The organism is Yoonia sp. (assembly GCF_017854565.1).
Lineage (GTDB): Bacteria > Pseudomonadota > Alphaproteobacteria > Rhodobacterales > Rhodobacteraceae > Yoonia.
Map to the genome: position 1 here is coordinate 18,113 of NZ_JAFMHJ010000032.1, position 20,720 is coordinate 38,832.

General features: G+C 58.4%; 15 protein-coding genes, 1 tRNA gene and 1 pseudogene. 10 read left to right on the top strand and 7 right to left on the bottom strand.

Annotated elements, in window-relative coordinates; all coding sequences use genetic code 11:
- Positions 1-40: 40 nt before the first annotated feature.
- The 3 genes from QZ196_RS12710 (at position 41) to lpdA (ending at position 2,504) form a co-directional block, all read left to right on the top strand.
- On the top strand, positions 41-625 hold the full coding sequence (locus QZ196_RS12710) for a GIY-YIG nuclease family protein (RefSeq protein ID WP_296426958.1): 585 nt from the start codon (positions 41-43) through the stop codon (positions 623-625).
- A gap of 3 nt (positions 626-628) precedes the next feature.
- A complete protein-coding gene (locus tag QZ196_RS12715; protein WP_296426960.1) occupies positions 629-1,039 on the top strand; it encodes an MAPEG family protein in 411 nt (136 codons plus the stop codon).
- A gap of 76 nt (positions 1,040-1,115) precedes the next feature.
- Complete coding sequence (lpdA, locus tag QZ196_RS12720) at positions 1,116-2,504, top strand: dihydrolipoyl dehydrogenase (protein WP_296426962.1); 1,389 nt, start codon at positions 1,116-1,118, stop codon at positions 2,502-2,504.
- On the opposite strand, the gene QZ196_RS12725 is transcribed toward lpdA, so the two are convergent.
- Positions 2,501-3,553 (bottom strand): sterol desaturase family protein, encoded by a 1,053-nt coding sequence (locus QZ196_RS12725; protein ID WP_296426964.1) that lies wholly within the window; start codon positions 3,551-3,553, stop codon positions 2,501-2,503. The two genes, lpdA and QZ196_RS12725, sit on opposite strands and share 4 nt — an antisense overlap.
- Positions 3,554-3,766: 213 nt before the next feature.
- On the opposite strand from QZ196_RS12725, the gene QZ196_RS12730 reads away from it, so the two are divergent.
- The gene (locus tag QZ196_RS12730) at positions 3,767-4,609 is read left to right on the top strand and encodes a TerB family tellurite resistance protein (RefSeq protein ID WP_296426967.1); all 843 of its coding nucleotides are present in this window, start codon (positions 3,767-3,769) and stop codon (positions 4,607-4,609) included.
- On the opposite strand, the gene QZ196_RS12735 is transcribed toward QZ196_RS12730, so the two are convergent.
- Positions 4,599-5,246 carry a GntR family transcriptional regulator gene (locus tag QZ196_RS12735; protein ID WP_296426969.1) on the bottom strand — a complete coding sequence of 216 codons (648 nt, stop codon included), beginning with the start codon at positions 5,244-5,246 and terminating at the stop codon, positions 4,599-4,601. The two genes, QZ196_RS12730 and QZ196_RS12735, sit on opposite strands and share 11 nt — an antisense overlap.
- Positions 5,247-5,279: 33 nt before the next feature.
- Complete coding sequence (locus QZ196_RS12740; RefSeq protein ID WP_296426971.1) at positions 5,280-5,969, bottom strand: SprT family zinc-dependent metalloprotease; 690 nt, start codon at positions 5,967-5,969, stop codon at positions 5,280-5,282.
- 111 nt (positions 5,970-6,080) lie between these two features.
- Between QZ196_RS12740 and QZ196_RS12745 the strand changes: the two genes are divergently transcribed.
- Entirely contained in the window at positions 6,081-6,404 is a 324-nt protein-coding gene (locus QZ196_RS12745; protein WP_296426974.1) for a TIGR02300 family protein, read from the top strand.
- 84 nt (positions 6,405-6,488) lie between these two features.
- Positions 6,489-6,564: transfer RNA gene (locus QZ196_RS12750), tRNA-Ala, on the top strand.
- Between the two features lie 325 nt (positions 6,565-6,889).
- On the opposite strand, the gene QZ196_RS12755 is transcribed toward QZ196_RS12750, so the two are convergent.
- The 4 genes from QZ196_RS12755 to QZ196_RS12770 all read right to left on the bottom strand — a co-directional run bounded on the left by QZ196_RS12755 (position 6,890) and on the right by QZ196_RS12770 (position 16,751).
- Positions 6,890-8,128 carry a saccharopine dehydrogenase family protein gene (locus QZ196_RS12755; RefSeq protein WP_296426976.1) on the bottom strand — a complete coding sequence of 413 codons (1,239 nt, stop codon included), beginning with the start codon at positions 8,126-8,128 and terminating at the stop codon, positions 6,890-6,892.
- Between the two features lie 49 nt (positions 8,129-8,177).
- Positions 8,178-9,272, bottom strand: a complete 1,095-nt coding sequence (locus QZ196_RS12760) for a carboxynorspermidine decarboxylase (RefSeq protein WP_296426978.1) — start codon at positions 9,270-9,272, stop codon at positions 8,178-8,180.
- Positions 9,273-9,381: 109 nt separating this feature from the next.
- On the bottom strand, positions 9,382-11,403 hold the full coding sequence (gene pbpC / locus QZ196_RS12765; RefSeq protein ID WP_296426979.1) for a penicillin-binding protein 1C: 2,022 nt from the start codon (positions 11,401-11,403) through the stop codon (positions 9,382-9,384).
- Positions 11,400-16,751: an alpha-2-macroglobulin family protein gene (locus QZ196_RS12770; RefSeq protein ID WP_296426981.1), complete on the bottom strand. Its 5,352-nt coding sequence runs from the start codon at positions 16,749-16,751 to the stop codon at positions 11,400-11,402. The genes pbpC and QZ196_RS12770 overlap by 4 nt, the downstream gene beginning before the upstream one ends.
- A gap of 258 nt (positions 16,752-17,009) precedes the next feature.
- Here QZ196_RS12770 and yidC point away from each other — a divergent pair, with 258 nt between their 5' ends.
- The 4 genes and pseudogenes from yidC to QZ196_RS12790 form a co-directional block, all read left to right on the top strand.
- Positions 17,010-18,827 carry a membrane protein insertase YidC gene (yidC, locus tag QZ196_RS12775; protein WP_296426983.1) on the top strand — a complete coding sequence of 606 codons (1,818 nt, stop codon included), beginning with the start codon at positions 17,010-17,012 and terminating at the stop codon, positions 18,825-18,827.
- A gap of 146 nt (positions 18,828-18,973) precedes the next feature.
- Positions 18,974-19,621: a ribosome biogenesis GTP-binding protein YihA/YsxC gene (yihA, locus tag QZ196_RS12780; protein ID WP_296426984.1), complete on the top strand. Its 648-nt coding sequence runs from the start codon at positions 18,974-18,976 to the stop codon at positions 19,619-19,621.
- Entirely contained in the window at positions 19,618-20,493 is an 876-nt protein-coding gene (gene argB / locus QZ196_RS12785; protein ID WP_296426985.1) for an acetylglutamate kinase, read from the top strand. Before yihA ends, argB begins: the two co-directional genes overlap by 4 nt.
- 136 nt (positions 20,494-20,629) lie before the next feature.
- Positions 20,630-20,720 (top strand): annotated as a pseudogene (locus QZ196_RS12790) (histidine phosphatase family protein); the annotation flags it as partial.

Consider the following 20,720-nt stretch of genomic DNA (forward strand, 5'->3'; position numbering starts at 1 on the left):
TCCTGATTGCAACAAAAATATACAATATTGGAGAATAGAATTGGGAATAACAGCTTATGGCCAATTTTTCTCATGGGAAGACTCGCTTTTTTATCCAGGCCACGACGATGAAAGCAATGAGCAATACATTCGGATTCTCGCGCATGAGAAGAAAAGTAGGCTTGCCTACAAAAAGCCTGACACCCCGCCCGAAGTCGAATTTACTAAGAGTTCTGGTGTATATCTCTTACATGGCGAAAACCGTGAAACGGTATACGTTGGTCAGGCCAAGCATTTTGGGAAACGACTAAAAGCCCATACCGGTGATCACCTTCGGAACCGCTGGTTTAGTTATTCGTTCTTTGCGACAACGCCACCTGATGCACCCAATATAGCAAACCGTGTTAACCCGTCTGAGGTGGAAGCTGGCGAAGGACAACATGTAGATGCGAGTTTGTCACTCGATATGCTGGAAGCAATCCTAAGAACAGCAATGGAGCCAAAACTAAACCTTCAAAGCGGAAGATGGGGTGAAATTTCGCTTTATGCCCAAAGTGTAGAATATGAATTCATGTACGTGCGTGAAGTTTGGGAACAGAACGAGCGACTACTAAAGAAAATAAAGAAGCTTCGAAAGAGCTCTTGAGTCATGACCCCCGAACTCACCGTCCTTGCCCTCGCGGCGCTTCTCCAAGGCGTGCAATTCGTCTTGATGTCCGTCCCTGCGAACCTTGAACTCGGCCCCGGCAAAACCGCCGGGCCGCGTGATCCGCAGCGTCTTGGAAAGCCGCTGATCGAACAGGTCAGCGTCAAGACCGGCCGCCTGTTCCGCGCGCTGAACAACCATTTCGAGGCGCTGATCCTGTTTACCATCGCCGTTGTCGTCATCACCCTTGGCGACAAAGGCACCGGGTTCTCCGCCGCTTGCGCGTGGACCTATCTGGGTGCGCGCATCCTGTATGTCCCCGCCTATTATTTCGGCCTCACCCCATGGCGGTCGCTGATCTGGTTTGTGGGGTTTATCTCGACCATGGCCATGATAGTGTCGGCCCTGATTTGACACACACTCGTATGTACGCTGTACCTACAGCTTATGTACGCAACATTGCACCTAATTTCGACCCAAAGGAGACCCCATGTCCAGCTATGATGTCATCGTAATCGGCGCCGGCCCCGGCGGCTATGTCTGCGCCATTCGCTGTGCCCAACTGGGCATGAAAGTGGCCGTCGTCGAAGGCCGCGCGACCCTCGGCGGGACCTGCCTGAACGTCGGCTGCATTCCATCCAAAGCAATGCTGCACGCCACCCATATGCTGCACGAAGCCGAACATAATTTCGCGTCCATGGGCCTGAAGGGCAAAGCACCGTCTGTCGACTGGAAACAGATGCTGACCTACAAGGAAACTGTGGTCGGGCAAAACACCGGCGGCATCGAATTTCTGTTCAAAAAGAACAAGATAGACTGGCTAAAGGGTTGGGGTTCCATCCCTGCTGCGGGTCAGGTCAAGGTCGGCGACGACATCCACGAGGCCAAGCATATCATCATCGCATCCGGCTCCGAAGCGTCGGGGTTGCCCGGCGTCGAGGTTGACGAAAAGACCGTTGTGACCTCGACCGGCGCACTGGAACTGGGCAAGATCCCCAAAACACTGGCCGTGATCGGCGCCGGTGTGATCGGACTGGAACTCGGGTCGGTCTACGCCCGCCTTGGATCAGACGTCACCGTGATCGAATACCTTGATGCCATCACCCCCGGCATGGACGTCGAAGTTGCCCGTCAATTCCAAAAACTTCTTACAAAACAAGGGCTTAAATTCACTCTTGGCGCCGCTGTCCAAGGTGTTTCGGTCAAGAACAACAAGGCCACCGTCACCTATAAACTGCGCAAGGACGACAGCGAACACACCCTGACCGCTGACACCGTTCTGGTCGCCACGGGCCGCAAACCGTTCACGGCTGGCCTTGGGATTGATGCGCTTGGCATCGAGATGACCCCGCGCGGCCAGATCAAGATCAATACCAATTTCGCGACCAACATCCCCGGTATCTACGCCATCGGGGACGCTGTCGAAGGTCCGATGCTGGCCCATAAAGCCGAAGACGAAGGCATGGCCGTCGCCGAAGGCATCGCCGGCCAGCATCCGCATGTGAACTACGGCATCATCCCCGGCGTGATCTACACCCACCCCGAGGTTAGCAGCGTGGGCGAAACCGAAGAAACCCTTAAACAACAGGGGCGTGCCTATAAGGTTGGCAAGTTCCCGTTCATGGGAAATGCGCGCGCCAAAGCGAATTTTGCAGGCGAGGGATTTGTCAAAATTCTGGCGGATAAAAATACGGATCGCATCCTTGGTGCCCATATCATCGGCCCGATGGCCGGGGACCTGATCCATGAAATCTGCGTCGCCATGGAATTCGGCGCCGCAGCCGAGGATCTGGCCCGCACCTGCCACGCCCACCCCACCTATTCCGAAGCAGTCCGCGAGGCCGCACTGGCGTGCGGCGACGGGGCCATCCACGCCTAGGCCTTGGGGTTTGAAGGCGCGTTATCGTCTTTGGACTTTGGCGCCGCCCTCTGCTTTGCCGCGATATTGCGGAACGGTATATAATACAGGCGCCAGCAGGACGAATATTCACTTTCGCCCTGCTGGCCGTAAAGACCAAACTCCACGTCCTTGTCGCTTTCGGGCATATGGTAGGTCCGAAACAACACGTCCCACATCGGAAATACGAAGGCAAAATTCTTGTCCAGATGGTCAGGGTGGCGGCTGTGGTGAACGTGATGATGCGCGGGCGATGGAAATATCATCGACAACCGCCCGGGCCAGCGCAGCCAGACATGTGAATGACGCAAATTGTAGCCTGCGATGTTGAAAAGAAACAATATTAACGGAACACCCAAGATTTCGGGCATGCTGGGCAAGTAACCAAAGTAGTTGTTGGCAAGCCCCATCATTGCGCCAAATGCAGCACCCGTTCCAACAGCATACGCAATATTATCAATTGGGTGTTCGCGGTAATTTGACAGCGGATGCATGACCTCGGCGCTGTGATGCACCTTGTGAAATTCCCACAAGATTGGGACCTTATGCTGTAAATAATGCAGGATGTAGGCCACGAAATCGACAATCGCGATCACCACGATCATGTAGCCGAACGAAACGACGAAACTGACCCAAGTTGGGCTTGGCACGGTTTGCGTCGCCTTCACCAGATTGGGGCCACCGGTGACCCACTGAAACGTCCCGTTCAATATGATAGCGATCACGATGACATAAAGAAGCTTGCCAAGCACTTGATGAAAAAAGAAATATCTGACATCCAACCATGCGGATGAATGGCTCCAGACCTCTTTTGGGAACAGGAACGTGGCAAAAGACCTGAGCGAGCGCGGACTGTTCCCTGACGCCTTCGAGCGGCGAACGTAGACCCAATACGCAAATACCATCGACGACAGCAGGTAGAGCCAGAAAACCCGCTGGCCCGACGTCACAGGATACGCCAAAACGCGCCAGAACTGTGCGTAGAACGCCGCGAATGTTGCGGCAACATAGGGAAATAGCGCGTCGATCATGCCCGTAAGGCCCGTTTCCTGATTGTATACAGTGCCCCTAATGACGCCCAATTGGGGCCATTTTTCAGCAAAATTATGGTTCCGCATCTCATTTTCTGCCGCGTCCACCCAATCCGATGGAAATTGCCTTGGACAAAATCAGAATCTAACATAAGTGCGCCACATTCATGCGATCTATTAGCCTCTTATTGAGTGTTATTTTCCGAGAACCATATGAAGAATCTTGTATTTGTTGTTTCGCTCGCGGTTGTTTCGTCAGGGCCCGCACACGCCCTGACCAACGAGAGCGGCATCAGCCAAGAACTTGAATTTGTTGCCGAGACGCAGATTCCCGGTCCAAATCAGGAAAACATGTCGCTGTGCTATGTCACGCAAAGTTTTCGGGTCTTGGGCTTTGCGTTGACCAGCGATGTGCAAAGTTATGCCTTGGCGGCCAATCGGTGTCAGACAACCGACTATCGTTTGTTCAGCGCAGATCAGATGGTGACGGCGCAGTCATTGGATCTGATTGCGGCGGATATTCCCGTTGTGGCGCGCAACACCCTCGAGCGTAATCTCAGGACCTATGGTTTGCTGATCGCCGTCGGGCTTGGCTTGATTGCAGTGGTCTGGCGCCGGGTCAAGTCGCTTCTGGGCTATGATTTAAAGGGCCCCATGCGCAAGAAGGCGGCACTGCGGATCGTTTATGCCATGTGTCACGCCGCCAAATGCGACGGTCTGGTTGGGTCCAAAGAGCTTACCATGATTACCCGGACGGCAAAGCGTCTGACCGGGCGGTCCTATCCGACCGCTGACATCATTCGCATCGCGGATCATATTGATATGGACCTGACCACCCGCGATTATATTGCCTTCGGCAGGGGCCTGCGGGATCGCGAAAAAGATATCATGATGCAGGGTGCGCTGTTGATCACCATCGCGGACGGGCGCATGTTGCCAGCCGAGTATGAATTCGTGACCGAACTGGCACATGGCCTTGGCATGCCCGCCGAGGATTTCCGCAGGATGCTGGATGTGGCGCTATCGGATATGACACAGCAGAACGCTATCCTTTAAGCATCCGCAACCCCTGCGTCGCATCGGTGCGCACCGCAAGCCGCAGTCCCGGCTCGTCACCGGCCTTGAGCGCGCCAAGAATAAGTTTGTGATGGTGTGGCGGCTCTTTGCGGTTCAGGCGCCCATAAAGCGCCCGCATCGTCGGCCCCAGTTGCAGCCAGACGGTTTCGGTCATGGCCAGCATGGCAGGCGCTTGCGCGCGCAGATATAGCGTGCGGTGAAACTCAAGGTTCATCCGGATATATCCCGCCGCATCGTGGCGCGCGATCATTTGGCTGACGCCCTGATTAATCGCCTCAAGCCGGTCGATCAGGGCAAAGTGTGCGCGCGGCAACGCGCGCGATGCCAGCTCTGGCTCCAGCATTGCACGCAGGGTCGCCAACTCCTCGATTCTTTCGTTCGACAACGCGGGCGTCGCCACCCGCCCCGAGGACGACAGCGACAAAGCCCCCTCTGCGACCAACCGGCGCACGGCCTCGCGCGCGGGGGTCATGGATACCTCATAGATCTTGCCGATCCCACGCAGCGTCAGTGCCTCGCCCGGTGCGATCTCACCGTGCATGATACGAGTACGCAGTGACCGGTAAACCCGTTCATGGGCGGCAGTTGTCGGATCAAGGGGGCGCGGTTGGATCATGGTGGCCACTTGTGATCACAAATGATCAATGCGTCAATCGTCGAACTGTATCCGGTGCAGCTGATCGCCATGATCGCGCAGCCATTGGCGGCGCGCCTGATAGTCGGGAAACAGCTTTGCCACCACAGCCCAGAATGCGGGCGCGTGGTTCATCTCAGTCAAATGCGCCACCTCATGTGCCGCCACATAGCGCAGCACCTCTGGCGGGGCCATAATCAAGCGCCACGAATACATCAGCACACCCTGACTGGAACAGGACCCCCAACGTGACCGCGTGTCGCGAATCGACAGTCGGGTATAGCTGTGTCCCAGCTTGGCAGCATAATGGTCAGACGCCGCCGCCAGCCTATCCCGTGCAGTTGCCTTCAATAGCGCCTTGACCCGCGCACCCACCCGATCACCCGCAGGCACGACAAAACGCGCCGCCTCCAGCCGGGCACGCCGGGCTTCGCCGGTGACGATCAACAAATTGCGCCCCTCGAACGGGACCGTTCCGCCGACTGCAACTGTATGCACTGGCGCAATCAGCATCAGATGGCCCCGCAACCACGCCTCGCGGGCGTGCAGGAACGCAATACCTTCACGATCCGGCGACCGCTCAGGCAATGTCAGCGTGACGCGTCCGTCAAGGCGCGACACACGTAGTGACAGCCGCTTGGCGCGGGCTGATCGGCGCAACTCCACCTCAATCGGGGGGTTGCCATGCAGCGTATGACGGCCCATATGCAGCTTTCTTATATTTTCACGTGCCAAAGCCTTTGACACCTCATGCGGCTTATGGCAGTTGGCATCGATCACCCGCAAGGGGACGACCAGAATTTGAAGGGATAGCCTATGCCTAAGGAAGAGTGGGGCAATAAGCGCCTTTGCCCCGAAACCGGCAAACGCTTTTACGACCTGAACGCCACGCCAGTGATTAGCCCTTACACGGGCAATGTCGTAACCATCGACACATCCAAGACGCGGACGATGGTCGCTGACGCAGAAGACGCGCAGACGAAGAAGGCGGAAGAGACCACCGATGATGATCTGGTGCTCGATGACGACCAAGATGACGACGACGATGTCGATCTGGGCGATGACGTTCTGGAAGATGACGACGACGATACCGTCTCTCTTGACGAACTTGCCGATGTGGCGACAAACGACGACGATTAAATAGACAGTTCCGGGCGCGATTTATGCTTGATCTCGCCCGGCGTGCTGCATAGACAGCACATCGCAGCCGGTGTGCTGCAACGTGGGGCCTTAGCTCAGTTGGGAGAGCGCTTGCATGGCATGCAAGAGGTCAGGGGTTCGACCCCCCTAGGCTCCACCATTTACCACAAAAGCAGTACGTGAATACACGCTACCGTGTCAGACGCTACGAAGGTAAGACACAGGCATGTGCCACACAGCACATCGTGGCGCGGTGTTTTATATCCCCGTTAGCCAAGCGATCACTTTACCATCGATGCCCGCAAGCATGAAACATGCGCACGCATTTCAAAGGATGGTTGCTGAAGGTTTGATGGAATATCGCACCGGCCAGTCGCCTGCCAGCATCCACCGACAGACGACCGACAAGAGCCCCGATGGATAGGGTGCCAGACCCCGTATGAATGACCGTGCAACGGGTTCGGGTTTACGTTAGAGCCCTTTTATCAGCCGTTCCACGCATGGTCGCCTGCGGCGTCGCGCACACGGGTCGGCAGGCCAAGCTGATCAAGAGTGGCCAAGAACGGCTTGGGTGGTAATTCTTCGATGTTTTTCATCGTCTGCACATCCCATGTCCCATCGGCAATCAGCATCGCGGCAGCCACCGGCGGCACGCCAGCGGTGTAGGAAATGCCCTGCGACCCAACCTCAAGGTAAGCGTCCTTGTGGTCGGCGACATTATAGACGAACACCTCGACTTTCTTGCCGTCTTTGATGCCTTTGACCAGATCACCAATGCAGGTTTTGCCGGTATAGGCCGGGGCTAACGATGCGGGATCAGGCAAACAGGCCTTGACCACCTTCAGCGGTACAACCTCTAGCCCCTCGGCGGTTGTGACCGGCTGCTCGGACAGCAGGCCAAGATTTTTGAGGAGGGTGAAAACATTGATATAGTGTTCCCCGAAACCCATCCAGAACCGCACATCGGCGCCGGGATAGTTTGCAGCCAGCGAATGCACCTCGTCGTGGCCGGACATATACGCCTTTTGCGTGCCGACGACGGGCAGGTCCCATTCGCGTCCAACCTCGAACATGGCATTTTCGTGCCATTGGCCCTGCTGCCAAGAATAAACCGTTCCGGTAAATTCGCGAAAGTTGATTTCGGGGTCAAAGTTGGTGGCAAAGTATTTGCCGTGGCTGCCCGCATTGATGTCCACAATGTCGATCGACGTCACTTCATCCATGTAATGATCAATGGCAAAGCGGGCAAATGCGTTCACCACCCCCGGATCAAAGCCCGCGCCAAGGATCGCGGTTATGCCTTTGTCCGCGCAGGTTTCGCGCTTTTTCCATTCGTAGTTGCCATACCACGGCGGTGTTTCGCATATCTTGTTGGGCTCTTCATGGATGGCCGTATCAATATAGGCAGCGCCGGTTTCGATGCAGGCGTCCAGCACGGTCATGTTCACAAAGGGTGAACCGACGTTGATCACGATCTGTGCGCCCGTCGTGCGGATCAGGGCGGCCACTGCCGCAGTATCCATTGCATCGACCTGATACGCTTTCAGGACGCCTGCGACCTTCATCGCATTCTTTTCTCGTACAGATGCTATGATCTCGTCGCATTTTGAAAGGGTACGGCTTGCGATGTGGATATCGCCCAGCACGTCGTTGTTTTGCGCACATTTATGCGCCACGACCTGTGCGACGCCGCCTGCGCCAATGATAAGAACGTTCTTTTTCATCGTGAATTACCCCGTTTTACGGTTTCCGTTTGCCTTGCGGCGCGTGCGTTCACGACAGGGCTGCCGTGAAATCATCATAAGTAAAGTCGCGGACCAGCCGTTCGGTTCCATCCAGTTCGCGGATCACAATGGCGGGCATCTTGAGCCCGTTGAACCAGTTTTTCTTGACCATTGTGTAACCAGCAGCATCTTGGATACTAAGCCTGTCCCCCGGACTGAGCGGCGTAGAAAAGCGGAACTCCCCAAAGATATCGCCAGCCAAACACGATTTGCCGCACACCATCCACTGTTCCGGGCCAGCATTTGGCAGCACCTTCGCACTTTCACGATAGATCAGCAAATCCAGCATATGCGCCTCGGTAGAGCTGTCCACGATAGCCAGGTTCTTGCCGTTGAAAAGCGTGTCAAGCACGGTCAGCTCCAGCGTGGTTGAATTGGTGACTGCCGCCTCGCCCGGCTCAAGGTAGACCTGTACTTCGTTTTCTCCGGCAAAGCGTTTGAGCCGTTCCGCAAGCCGGTCCAGCGGGTAATCTGCGCCTGTGAAATGGATACCGCCGCCCAGACTGATCCATTCCATCTGCCGGATCAGATGTCCAAAGCGCTGCTCAATGCCGCCCAGCATACTGTCGAAACGGTCGAAATCAGCGTTCTCGCAATTGTTGTGGAACATAAAGCCGCTGATCTGGTCCAGCACCGGTGCAATCACAGCCGGGTCATGTTCGCCCAGACGGCTGAACGGACGTGCCGGGTCGGCAAGATCAAACCCGGATGTCGAAACCCCCGGATTTATACGCAACCCACGGGTATGGCCATGTGAACGGTCGGCAAACCGCGACAACTGGCCCACGGAATTAAAGATCACTTTGTCCGAATTGCGCAGGACCTCATCAATCTCGTGGTCGGCCCATGCGACAGAATAGGCATGTGTTTCGCCGGGAAACTTTTCGCGCCCCAGCTTCATCTCGAACAAGGAACTCGATGTGGTGCCGTCCATATATTCGCTCATCAGATCAAATACCGACCAAGTCGCGAAGCATTTGAGCGCCAAAAGCGCCTTGGCGCCGGATTGCTGGCGCAATTGGGCGATCTTCTCGAGGTTGGGCAACAACCGAGATTTATCGACCAGATAATAGGGCGTCTGCATCGTCATTTTCGCCTCAAACTACCAGATATAAACGTGCGAGCATTGTCGTATAGGTACTTTTCAAGCTCATCACAAGCGCTCTTGTGGACGCAGACCGGACGTCCGCACCCTAGCGCAATGCGACTTGCGTGTGATCTGCCCTGCCGTCGGCGTCAATGACGGTCAGGGATGAAAAGCCCGGCCCAAGGGTGCTTATGTCCACCTGGGCGCGATGGGTGCGGGCCACAGGGCGCCCGTTGGCCAGCCAAGTGAACGGCCCCCTGCCTTCGCTGACCTTGGCCGTCAAAACTGGGCCGTCAAGCACGGCGCCATCGGGTGGAAACACGATTCTTGGTCCCAATGTGCGTGTCGCGGCCGCGCCGCCAAAGCGCTGTAATTGCAGCGGGAGCTGTGCCGTAGACAGGATCAAGGTCTCGGGTGGTGGGGCCGCAATTGGATCGACCTGCGGCTTGACGCGCGCAAAAGCTGCAAACATCACCGGGGCCGCCAACTGCCCGCCAAACGCGCCGGGCACCGGTGTGCCGTCGGCCCGCCCCATCCAAACGCCAACCACGTGCCGCCCGTCAAACCCGATGGCCCACGCATCCCGGTGGCCATACGAAGTGCCGGTTTTGTACGCGATGCCGGTCCCCTGCACACCAGCAGGCCGCGGCACATCCAGCAAGATATCCGCGATCTGCCATGCCGCGGCGCGGTTGATGACCGATTGCGGCGCAAAGCCGGGCGTTGGTGCCGCATGCCAGCGCAGATCCACCGCCCGTCCGTCATTGCCGATTGCGCCGTAAAGCTGCACCAGCTCGGTCAGGGTCATCCCCACACCGCCCAACGCCACGGCCAGTCCCGGCACACCACCCGGAACGCGCGGATCGGTGCCCGCGCGCCGCAACCCCGCGATCAGGTGATATGGCCCCAGCGCTTGGGTCACGGCCACGGCAGGAATATTGAGCGATTGTTGCAAGGCGGTGCGCACCCGCAGCTCGCCTCGGAATAGTCCATCGAAATTCTGGGGCGTGTAGCCATCAAAATCTGTCGGCCTGTCAGCGATCAGGGTTTCTGGATGGATCAACCCCCGATCAAAGCCGAGCCCGTAGATCAGCGGTTTCAGGGTCGATCCCGGCGACCGCACCGCCTGTGTCAAATCAATAAACCCGGCGCGCCCGTCCGCCTGATAGGCGGCAGATCCGACACTGGCAACTATTTCCCCTGTTGTGTGGTCGGCTGCCACAATCGCGACCTGCACCCGGTCCGACCGCCCAGCAACAGCCTGCGCCGCCAAACGTTCTAGTGCGGCTTGCACCTGCCGGTCCACGGTCAGGGCGTGTTGGCCGGCACGCGGATCCCCGGCCACCGCCCGATCGGCAAGATGGGGCGCCAGCGCGGGAAAGGCGTGACGCGTGCGGACCACGGGATCGCGCGTGGCCCCGGCAAAGGCGGCACTGTCAAGCACCCCATCGCGCAGCAAACGCGCCAGCACGGTGTTTCGTGCAGCTGTCGCCGCTGATGGGGCGCGGTCTGGTCGGCGTGTCTCGGGCGATTGTGGCAGTGCCACCAGCAACGCCGCCTGCCCCGGTGTCAGCCGCCGGGGCGGTCGGTCAAAGTACGCGTAGGATGCCGCGCGGACCCCCTCGATGTTCCCGCCAAAGGGCGCGTTATTCAGGTACAACGTCAAAATCGCGTCTTTACTCAGGCGCCGTTCAAGCGCGAACGCCACGCGCACCTGCCGTAGTTTCCCCGCCCAGCGCCCCGTGCTGCCATCCTCAAGCAAGCGCGCGACCTGCATCGTCAGGGTTGAACCACCCGAAACAATACGCCCGTTTCGCGCCGCCTGCCCCGCCGCCCGCAGCATCGCCAGAAAATCAACCCCGTTGTGGCTGGCAAAGCGTTTGTCTTCGTAGCGGATCAGCATTTGCAGATAGGCCGGATCGACGGCGTCCAGCGTGACCGGCATCCGCCACCGCCCGTCGACCATCGTATAAGCCCGCAGCAGGTCGTCATTGCGATCGCGCACCTCGACGCTGGCCTCGGTCCGCAACTGCGGCAGGACGGTGCTGTCAATCCACCGATCTAGCCCATCGCGTCCGACAGCGGCCAGCCACATAAAGACCGCAAGGCGTAGCAGCCAGCGTGTCATGGTGCAATCGTGACCCGTCCCGCGTCCGTGCGCGCACGCATTTGTGGGCGGTACATGTCTTCGACTGATGCGGCAGGATGGTGGAACATACCCGGTGACACGGCGCGCACGATATACGCCAGCTGGAACGGCTGATCCGACCGCCAGTCCACCGCAGCCAGAAACCGATCGGACCGGAATTCCGCGTTTTCACCGCGTACGGGCGCGAGCCAATCAAGGGCGGCAATATCCCCGCCTTGCAGCAGGTTAGGATTGTCGATCTCGAACCCCGCAGGCAACGGATCATTCACCATCAGCCGCGCTTCTTGCCGGCCAAATGGCCGCACCGTCAAGACAGCGACCAGCCGCGCTCCGGCGACAATCGCGGCGGGATCAACGGCCGTCCCATCGGTCGTGAAATAGGCCCGTTCTATGGCATACCCATTGCCCGCTGCCGGTTCGGGGTCGGTGGGCACACCAAAGGTCGTAACCGTGATCTCGGTCGGGTCGATGCCGGTGTTTGCGACGGTCACCGGTGCCGCGCCTGTGTCTGCATCGCGCAATTGCACGACAGGTCCAGCAGGCACTTGGCCATCAATTACCAGTCCGCCGCCCTGAAGCTCATTGACCAGCGCATGCGCCGCCAGCAGGGTCCATGCCGCCTCCTGTGTCGAGGCCCGGCTGGCATTGCCGCCAATGCTGCGCAACAGAACATCGCGATTGATCGCATCACTGCCAGCCTCCACCGCCAAGGTCAGAACCGCCGCCGTATCCCGCCGGTTTGTCCCGTAGTCGCTGCGCCAATCAAGTGCCTCATCGCGGGTCAGTTGGCGTTCCAACAACACACCTGCACTGGCGAACATCGCATCCGCGCGCCGCTGATCGCCATACTGGGCAAGGGCGGCACCAAGCTGTGCGCGGGCCAACGGTGTGTCGAATGCATCCGCTTTCTGATCGGCATAGTAGCGCAGATCACCGACCGCTGCCTGCCCTTCGCGGGCCAGAACGAACAATGCATAGGCCAGATCGCGCCCGCCTTCGTCGAAATCAGGATAATAGTTCACACCGTTGCGCAAATTGGCGATGGCATTGTCAAATGCGACGTCAGACACCGCATAACCCGACGTGCGTGCACGCGACAGAAAATCAGAGACATAACCGTCCAGCCAAAGGTCACCCGACCCGGGCTGCCAAAGTCCGAACGCGCCATTGGCCGACTGATGCGATGTCACTGCGGCAATCGCCTGCGTCATCCGTTCGCCGATCTGGTCACGCGTGGCCAGTCCCATCGCTGTGGCAACACCATCAAGATACAGTAACGGCATTGCCTGCGATGTGATCTGTTCCGTGCAGCCATAAGGATAACGATCAAGCGCATTGAGCAATCCAGGTGCGTCAAACCGCGCCAGCGGCCCTGCCGACAAGGTGGCTGTGCCGGTTCCGCGCGCGAGGCCAGCAAACACATCGTCGTCAAACGTAAACGTGCTGCCCGGAGCAAGAGTAAAGCGACTGATCCGGCTGACCTGCGGGTCGTTCACCACCACGGGGACGGTCAGGGTTTTGACCAGTTTATTGCCGTCAGGCGTTGTCAACGTAACGGTCAGCGTGTGATTCCCCGGATCAAATGCGGCAAAGGGCAGGTCGAACACCTGCTTGCCCCCTTCGCTAAGGGAAAAGCGGCTGGGAAGCTGCGACGCAAGCGCCAGCCCATCGGCCTGCACAGTCAAACCCATCTCACCGGCGGGGCCAGCGGCATGGACGATCTCCAACAGCATGCGGCTTTGGTCGCCGGGGGCCAAAAAGCGCGGAACGCTGGCCGTCACAACCACTGGGTCACGTACCAGCACATCGCGCTCGGCCTGCCCGACGCCGATATCTGACCATGCAATCGCCATAAGCCGCAGGGTTCCGTTGAAGGCGGGTATATCAAGGGTGATCTGCGCCTGTCCGTTGGCATCCACGGCAATCGGCCCGGTGAAAAACGTCACGAGGTCCTCAGTGGGCGGTGGGCTTTGCAGTCCGGCCTGTGCCATCGCATCGCCGCCAGATCGGATCGTGCCCATCGCACCGTTCAGCCCATCAATCAGCCGACCGTAGACATCGCGGATCTCAACGCCAAGTTTACGCTGGCCAAAGTAGTAGCCCTGCGGATCAGGCGAGACAAAGCCGGTAAGGTTCAAGATGCCCAGATCAACAGCGGCCAGCGTGACAAAAGCCGTTTCACCAGCCTTCAGGCCAACAACATCCACACCAATATTCAGCGGGCCGCGCGGTTGCATCACATCGGGGGCGGTGAGGCTGACAGACAAAGCCTTTTCGCCCGGTGCAACCTGCGCATAGCCCAGCCCAAGTGCGCGGGCCGGATTGCGCCCAGCGTCCACATCCATGGGTCGGATCACCGACGCACTGACATAGGCCCCCGCCCCCCATTCATCAGTAACAGGCAGTTGGATCAAGTTTTCACCAGTCGTTACCGCAACAGTTTTCATCGTGATCAGACGATCTGACATGACCGTGACCACAGCGGTGCCCGCATAACGCGGCACAATGCGAAAAATCGCGGTATCGCCCACCGCATAGCTTGCGGCATCAAGCGAGGCTTCCAGCAAATCGGGCGTGTCATTCGCCGAAGCCGGGGCATACCAGCCCGCGTAAAAACTGCTTGAGGCGACGGTGTATGCCGCGCCTGTCGCCTCGACCACGATTTCATGGCGGCCCCAGCCGACAGCGGTGCCGACGCTGACAGGGCCTGCGCCCAGGGTCGTTTGTCCGCTGGCGATCCGGGTGCGGGTCGTGATCGGTTCCCAATCCCAGCGACCGTCCAGCGAATACCATTGGTAGCGGGTCGTGACCTTGTTGACCGCCCATTGCACCTGCGTGGCGACCGGTGTCAGGTCGGATGCAATCGCAATCAGGTCGAACTGCGCCTCCGTGCCTTCGCCGATGACCCCATCAAACTGCGGCTTGATCCCGATCATCAATTGATCAGGCAAGACTGGCATGGTGACCTGCCGCTCCACCGGCCTGCCAGAGCCTTCGGTCACGCGGGCAGTCACCTGCAGTTCAAGCGGCTGGGCCGCTGTCACATCGGGCAGGGTAACGGGCAGGTTGGCGATGCCATTCGCATTAGTCCTAGCCCCATCCAGATAGCGAAGCTGCGCGTCGAATGCAGTGTCATATTGGCCAAAGCGATACCCGGCGAACCCGTCCAGGGTTGCTGCGGGTCGCAACAATGCTTCACCTTCGACAGCAAGGTCCGCACCGGGCGCGCCGAACAGATAGCGCGCGTCGATGCGCAAGTTCGGCACGTCGCCCAGCCTGATCTCCACAGGCAGGGTCATATCGAAATCAATCCGCTCGGGCAGAAAATCTTCGACCAAGACGGTGTCGCGGGCCAGCGGCGCGGCGTCGGCATCGGCCAATACGCTGATCGCCCATGTGCCGCGCGGTGCCGCTGCGGCAACAGGCAGGGCAAAGACATGCCCGCCGGCAAAGTCAGCCGTCGCTGTGATGCGACTGTATTCAACGCCATCAGGACGGGTCAGCACAGCGGTCAAAGGGATGCCAGACAAGGCCCTTGTCGTCTGATCGCGCACCAGCGCCGTGACATGAATCGTATCGCCGGCGCGGTACGCACCCCGATCAGCTGCAAGAAACACATCCATTGGCGGGCTCGGTTCGCGCCCTTCGACCCCGCGATCAGACAGATCAAACGCGGGGTCAGTCAATGACAGGAACGTCATGTCGCCGCCGTGTTGGACGGTGATCAGGGCGGGCGCGTTGCCGCCCAAACCCCGCGTCATACCCACAGCAAACCGGGCAACGCCATCGTCATCGGTCTGCGTCGTAGCCAACACTGTGTTGCTACGCGAAACAAGCGACACGCGCGCGCCCGCTGTCGCCGATGCATCGCCAAGCGACCGCACAGCGACCGTCAGCCCGTCATTGCCCAGATAGCTGGCGACACCCAGATCAGACAGGACAAACCACTGCGTTGCATACGGCGCGTCCCCATCCAGCGCAGCCACCGATGCGGTCAACACGAAAAGCCCGGCAGGTTCGCTGCGCAGCACATCATTCAGCGGCACACGGGTCAGTACATCCCGGTTGAGGTTCTGCTGTACCTGTGCGGTTCCCTGCCAGACGTCAGTGCCAATCTGGGTCGACAGGTAATCCGCATCATAAGGTGACACGGCATTGCCAAGCAGCCCCTCTTGCAGGCTCCGCATGATGTTCCGATCATCCACCCGACGTAGCTGCAGATCAACCTCTGTCAGGTTGACCGTCTCCAGCGGAATCGCAATATCGCCAAGACGTGGCAGCACATAGGCACGGCTGACAAACCGCACCGCAGGCGCCCGGTCACGGACATAGAGAGTGAGCTCGACAGGGCGGCGCAGCTGTTCCCCACTTGCCGCAGGCAGACCTTGACGCAGGACGATACGGTAGCGGTTGCCGTGGCGCACGCCATCGACGCACAGTTGGCCATCGTTCACCGATACGACCAACTGCGTTTCGGGCAACTGCACGAAAGGGGTATAATCGGTGCCTGCCTTGACCAGATCTTCGCTAAAGACCGCACAAATACGCGGCGCGGCACTGTCGCTTTCAATCTGGGTATCCACGACGCGAAAACCATATTTGCCAATCGCGGTCTCAAGCTGGCTTTCGGTAGCCGGGTCAAAACGGATCGCTTGTGCCAAACGCAAAGTGGGAATCATGGCGCGACCGCGACCGCGCTCTTCCAGGGCCAATGACATTTCCACGGCGGCAAGCCGGCGCGTTTCGGGGTCAACGGCGCGCAGATAGCCGGCGACGGTGGCAGGCAAAGCGAATGCCGTGATCCGCGATTGCGGCTGCGTCCGGGCCAAGCGCGCATAGGCCAGCCAATCAGCCGCCAGATCACTTTCCTGCGCGGCAACGGCGGCGGCGCGCTGTGGAAACGTTGCATCCGGTTGCGGCCAATTGCGCCCCTGTACAAAATCTCTGGCGGCGGCCAAATCACCCTCGGTCAGGAACGCGAGTTCCGCGACACGGGCATTCACATTTGCCAAGACGGTAGGATCGGTTGGATAGACGCGGCCCGATATTGCGCCGTCATAGGGCACCACGCCCGTGATATCAGTTTTAGGGAAACAAGCGTTTGAGCGTTGGTTGAATGTGAACGCCTGACATGCGGGATCATTGGCGCAGGCTGCCTCGCAGGCGGGCAGCGTGGTATCAAAGATATTCGCCAGATCGGTGCCGACCAGATCGATACCGCGTTCGTACACCGTACGTGTCGGGGGCACTGGCCCGTCCGCCATCGCAGCAAAAGCAACAAAGTTCATCGCAAGCGATACGAGCAAAGTAAAATAATAACGAGTCATGGCAAACTCCTGCGTGAAATATCCCCTAGGCTGACATGGCGCAGCGTCTGGAGCAACAGGACTGGCCAAAACAAGGCATCACAGGTCGGCGTTCTTTCGTTTGATGTACCTGGGTGCAATTGGAACGAAGCCGAATCGACGCACATCGGTTACCACAACTAGGCTGATAGGGCTGTTTCTATTGAAAACCGCTTGACCTTTCCCCCCCCGGGGGGTTGAACGGCCCTCAGATTTTCATAAGAATATGGACGGTTTCAGATGGAAGACCAGAACAAGAACCTCATCATGGCGACGGTGCTCAGTTTTCTGGTGATCGTATCGTGGCAGTTTCTGTTTCCACCAGCGCCCGCGCCACTTGATCCCGCGACTGAAACGACAATCGCGGCGACCGAAGGCACATTGCCAGTCGGTGAGCCTGCCGCAGGCACGGCACCCGCTGCTGATGCGGCCCAAACCGCCGAAGCCGATGCGCCGCGTGTTGCGATTGAAACAGCCGAGCTGAGCGGTTCACTGTCATTGCTGGGCGGGCGGATTGATGATCTGGCGCTACGTGATTACCGCGAAACGCTTGATGATAATTCGGCCACCGTTCGCCTGTTGCGCCCTGTTGGCGAACCCGATGCCTATTTTGCAGCCTTTGGCTGGACCGCGACCGAAGGTCTGGATGCCGCCGCCGTACCCGGACCCGACACCCTGTGGACTGTGGAAAGCGGCGAGACGCTGACACCCGACACCCCTGTGACGCTTGTGTGGGACAATGGCGCGGGCCAAGTGTTTCGCACGGTCGTGTCGGTTGACGACAAGTTCATGTTCGACATCGCCCAAAGTGTTCAGAACACAGGTACAACCCCAGTTTCGGCCCGGCCCTATGGCCTGCTACGGCGGCACGGAATTCCTTCTGACCTGAAGAGTTTCTTTATCCTGCATGAAGGTCTGGTGCGCATGACCGACGGGGAACTGCAGGAAACAAAATACAAAGACATCGCAGACTATGCGGTCGACGACCGCGAACGCACGCAAGCCGAACGGCTTGACGTCGCGACCGCTGGCTGGATCGGCTATACTGACCACTACTGGATGACAACGCTGATCCCTGATCAGACGAAACCGTTCCGTTCGACCTCCAAGTATTTCGAGAGTCGCGAACTGTTTCAGGCCGAGGCTGTGATGCCGTCTGAAACCGTCGCGCCGGGCGCAACCGTTACTGTCACCACACGGCTGTTCGCTGGCGCCAAAGAATGGGAAGCGATCCGCAACTATGAAAACGAGGAGGGTGTGGTTGGCTTTCTCAACAGCATCGACTGGGGCTGGTTTTTCTTCCTGACCAAGCCGATTTTCTGGCTCCTGCACACGTTGCATGGGTTCATTGGGAACATGGGCTGGTCGATTATTGCGCTCACGGTGATTCTCAAGGCGCTGGTCCTCCCGCTGGCCTATAAATCCTACGTCTCAATGGCGCGGATGAAAGAGCTGCAGCCAGAGATGGAAAAGCTCAAGGAACGCACCGGCGACGACAAGCAGGCGATGCAGCAAGGCATGATGAAGCTATACAAGGAAAACAAGGTGAACCCCGCCTCGGGCTGTTTGCCGATCCTGTTGCAGATCCCGATCTTCTTTTCGCTGTATAAGGTGATCTTTGTCACGATCGAATTGCGGCATACGCCATGGATCGGCTGGATCAAGGATCTCAGCGCCCCTGACCCGTCGTCGATCCTCAACCTGTTCGGCCTGTTGCCGTTTGCAGCGCCCGACCTTGGGCCATTGTCGATCCTGGCGCTTGGTATTCTGCCGATCCTCTTGGGTATTTCCATGTGGCTGCAGCAAAAACTAAACCCGGCGCCAACCGATCCGACACAGCAGATGATCTTTGCATGGATGCCGTGGATTTTCATGTTCATGCTGGGTTCGTTTGCATCGGGTCTTGTGTTGTACTGGATTGCCAACAACACGATCACATTCATTCAGCAATACGCCATTATGCGGAGCCACGGTGCAAAGCCGGATGTGTTTGGCAATATCAAGTCCAGCGTCCGCCGCAAAAAGCTTGCCGATCCGGATAATGGAAAAGACAACTAAATGATCTTGGTGGTGCCACGGGGCGCCATCCGAACAAGCGTTTAGCGCCCCGCGCGACAGCTTGGTTATTCAGCGTGTTAGCGTCTATGCGGACGCATGAACGGCGGGTAAGGTCAGATTTAACGACATGGTCGAGGTGATTTAGAATGGAACTCCGCTTTCCCGAGGCCGAAACGCCGGAACCCGAGGCGATGGAAGCAGGCCGCCTGCTTTTTGCGGGCCAGACCGAGTTTGTCAAAGGCGTGGTCGCCATGGAAGGTCTGCCGCCAGCTGACCGGATGGAAATCTGTTTTGCTGGGCGGTCGAACGTGGGCAAATCGTCGCTGATCAATGCGCTGACCGGTCGCAAGGGTTTGGCGCGCGCATCCAACACCCCCGGTCGCACCCAAGAGATCAATTTTTTCACCGCAGGCGAAATCTATGTCGTCGATTTGCCCGGCTATGGCTTTGCCAATGCGCCATTGGCTGTGGTTGAAAAATGGCAACGATTGCTGAAGCAGTATCTTTCCGGCCGTCAAACACTGCGCCGGGTGTTTGTGCTGATTGATGCCCGCCACGGTGCGAAGGCGGTGGACGAAGAGATCATGTCCCTGCTGGATCGCTCAGCAGTGACGTTTCAGGTCGTCATGACCAAAGTTGACAAACTGCGCGGTGATACGCTGCAAGAGTCGCTGGACAAAACACGCGCGGCACTGGTCAAGCATCCAGCAGCCTATCCCGAACTGATTTTGACGTCGTCCGAAAAGGGCGAGGGTATCCCGACGCTACGCGCCATCATCGCGGGGATTTCATGAAGAAAAGGACAGATGAGATGAACCGCGATTGGATTGCCACAGCCCGTACTCTGTCCGAGGCCCTGCCTTATCTGCAACGCTATTCTGGCGCTGTGGTGGTCGTAAAGTTCGGTGGAAACGCGATGGGAGATGCCGATGCGATGGCCGAATTCGCGCGCGATGTCGTGCTGATGAAGCAGGTCGGCATGAACCCGGTGATCGTGCACGGCGGCGGCCCCATGATCAACGAAATGCTGGACAGGCTCGGCATCAAATCTGAATTTGTCCGTGGCAAACGAGTAACGGACAAGGCCACCGTCGAGGTGGTTGAAATGGTCCTGACGGGTCTTGTCAACAAACGCATCGTGCAGGCTATCATGGATGAAGGCGGGCGGGCCGTGGGTCTCTCTGGCAAGGATGATGACCTTATGGTCGCCGTGGCGGACGATCCGGAACTGGGGTTCGTTGGTCGTCCGGTCGAAATGAACGTGCAGGTCCTGCGTGACCTCTTCACGGCCGGGATTATTCCTGTTGTGGCCCCCGTCGCCACAGGTATGGATTTCAACGAGACCTTTAACGTGAACGGTGACACCGCCGCTGGCGCGATTGCCGGTGCCCTAAAAGCAGACCGGTTGCTGCTGTTAACTGATGTGCCCGGCGTCAAAGACGCCAGCGGCGCGGTCGTAACCCAGCTTTCCCCCGATCAGGTGCGCGCGATGATCGCCGACGGCACGATTTCAGGCGGCATGATCCCCAAGGCTGAAACCGCGCTAGAGGCCCTGTCAAAAGGTGTACGTGCCGTGGTTATCCTGGACGGTCGTTTGCCCAATGCCAGTCTGCTGGAACTTTTCACTGAACACGGTGCCGGTTCGATCATCCGCGAGCCGCGATAAAGTCGCCGGGCATACCAAGCCATGCAAGGAAGCGCTGCTACCTTTTAAGCATAGTGCTGACTGGCGGATAGCGGAATATGTCTTTTGGCTGTTGTTTCGGCAGCGGCATCATTTCTAATTAGCGGCGGTGAATTGCATGACACGACGCCTCATCCTGATCCGACATGGGAAATCCAGCTGGGATGACCCCTTCGAGGACGACCATGCACGTGTTCTTAACGCCCGGG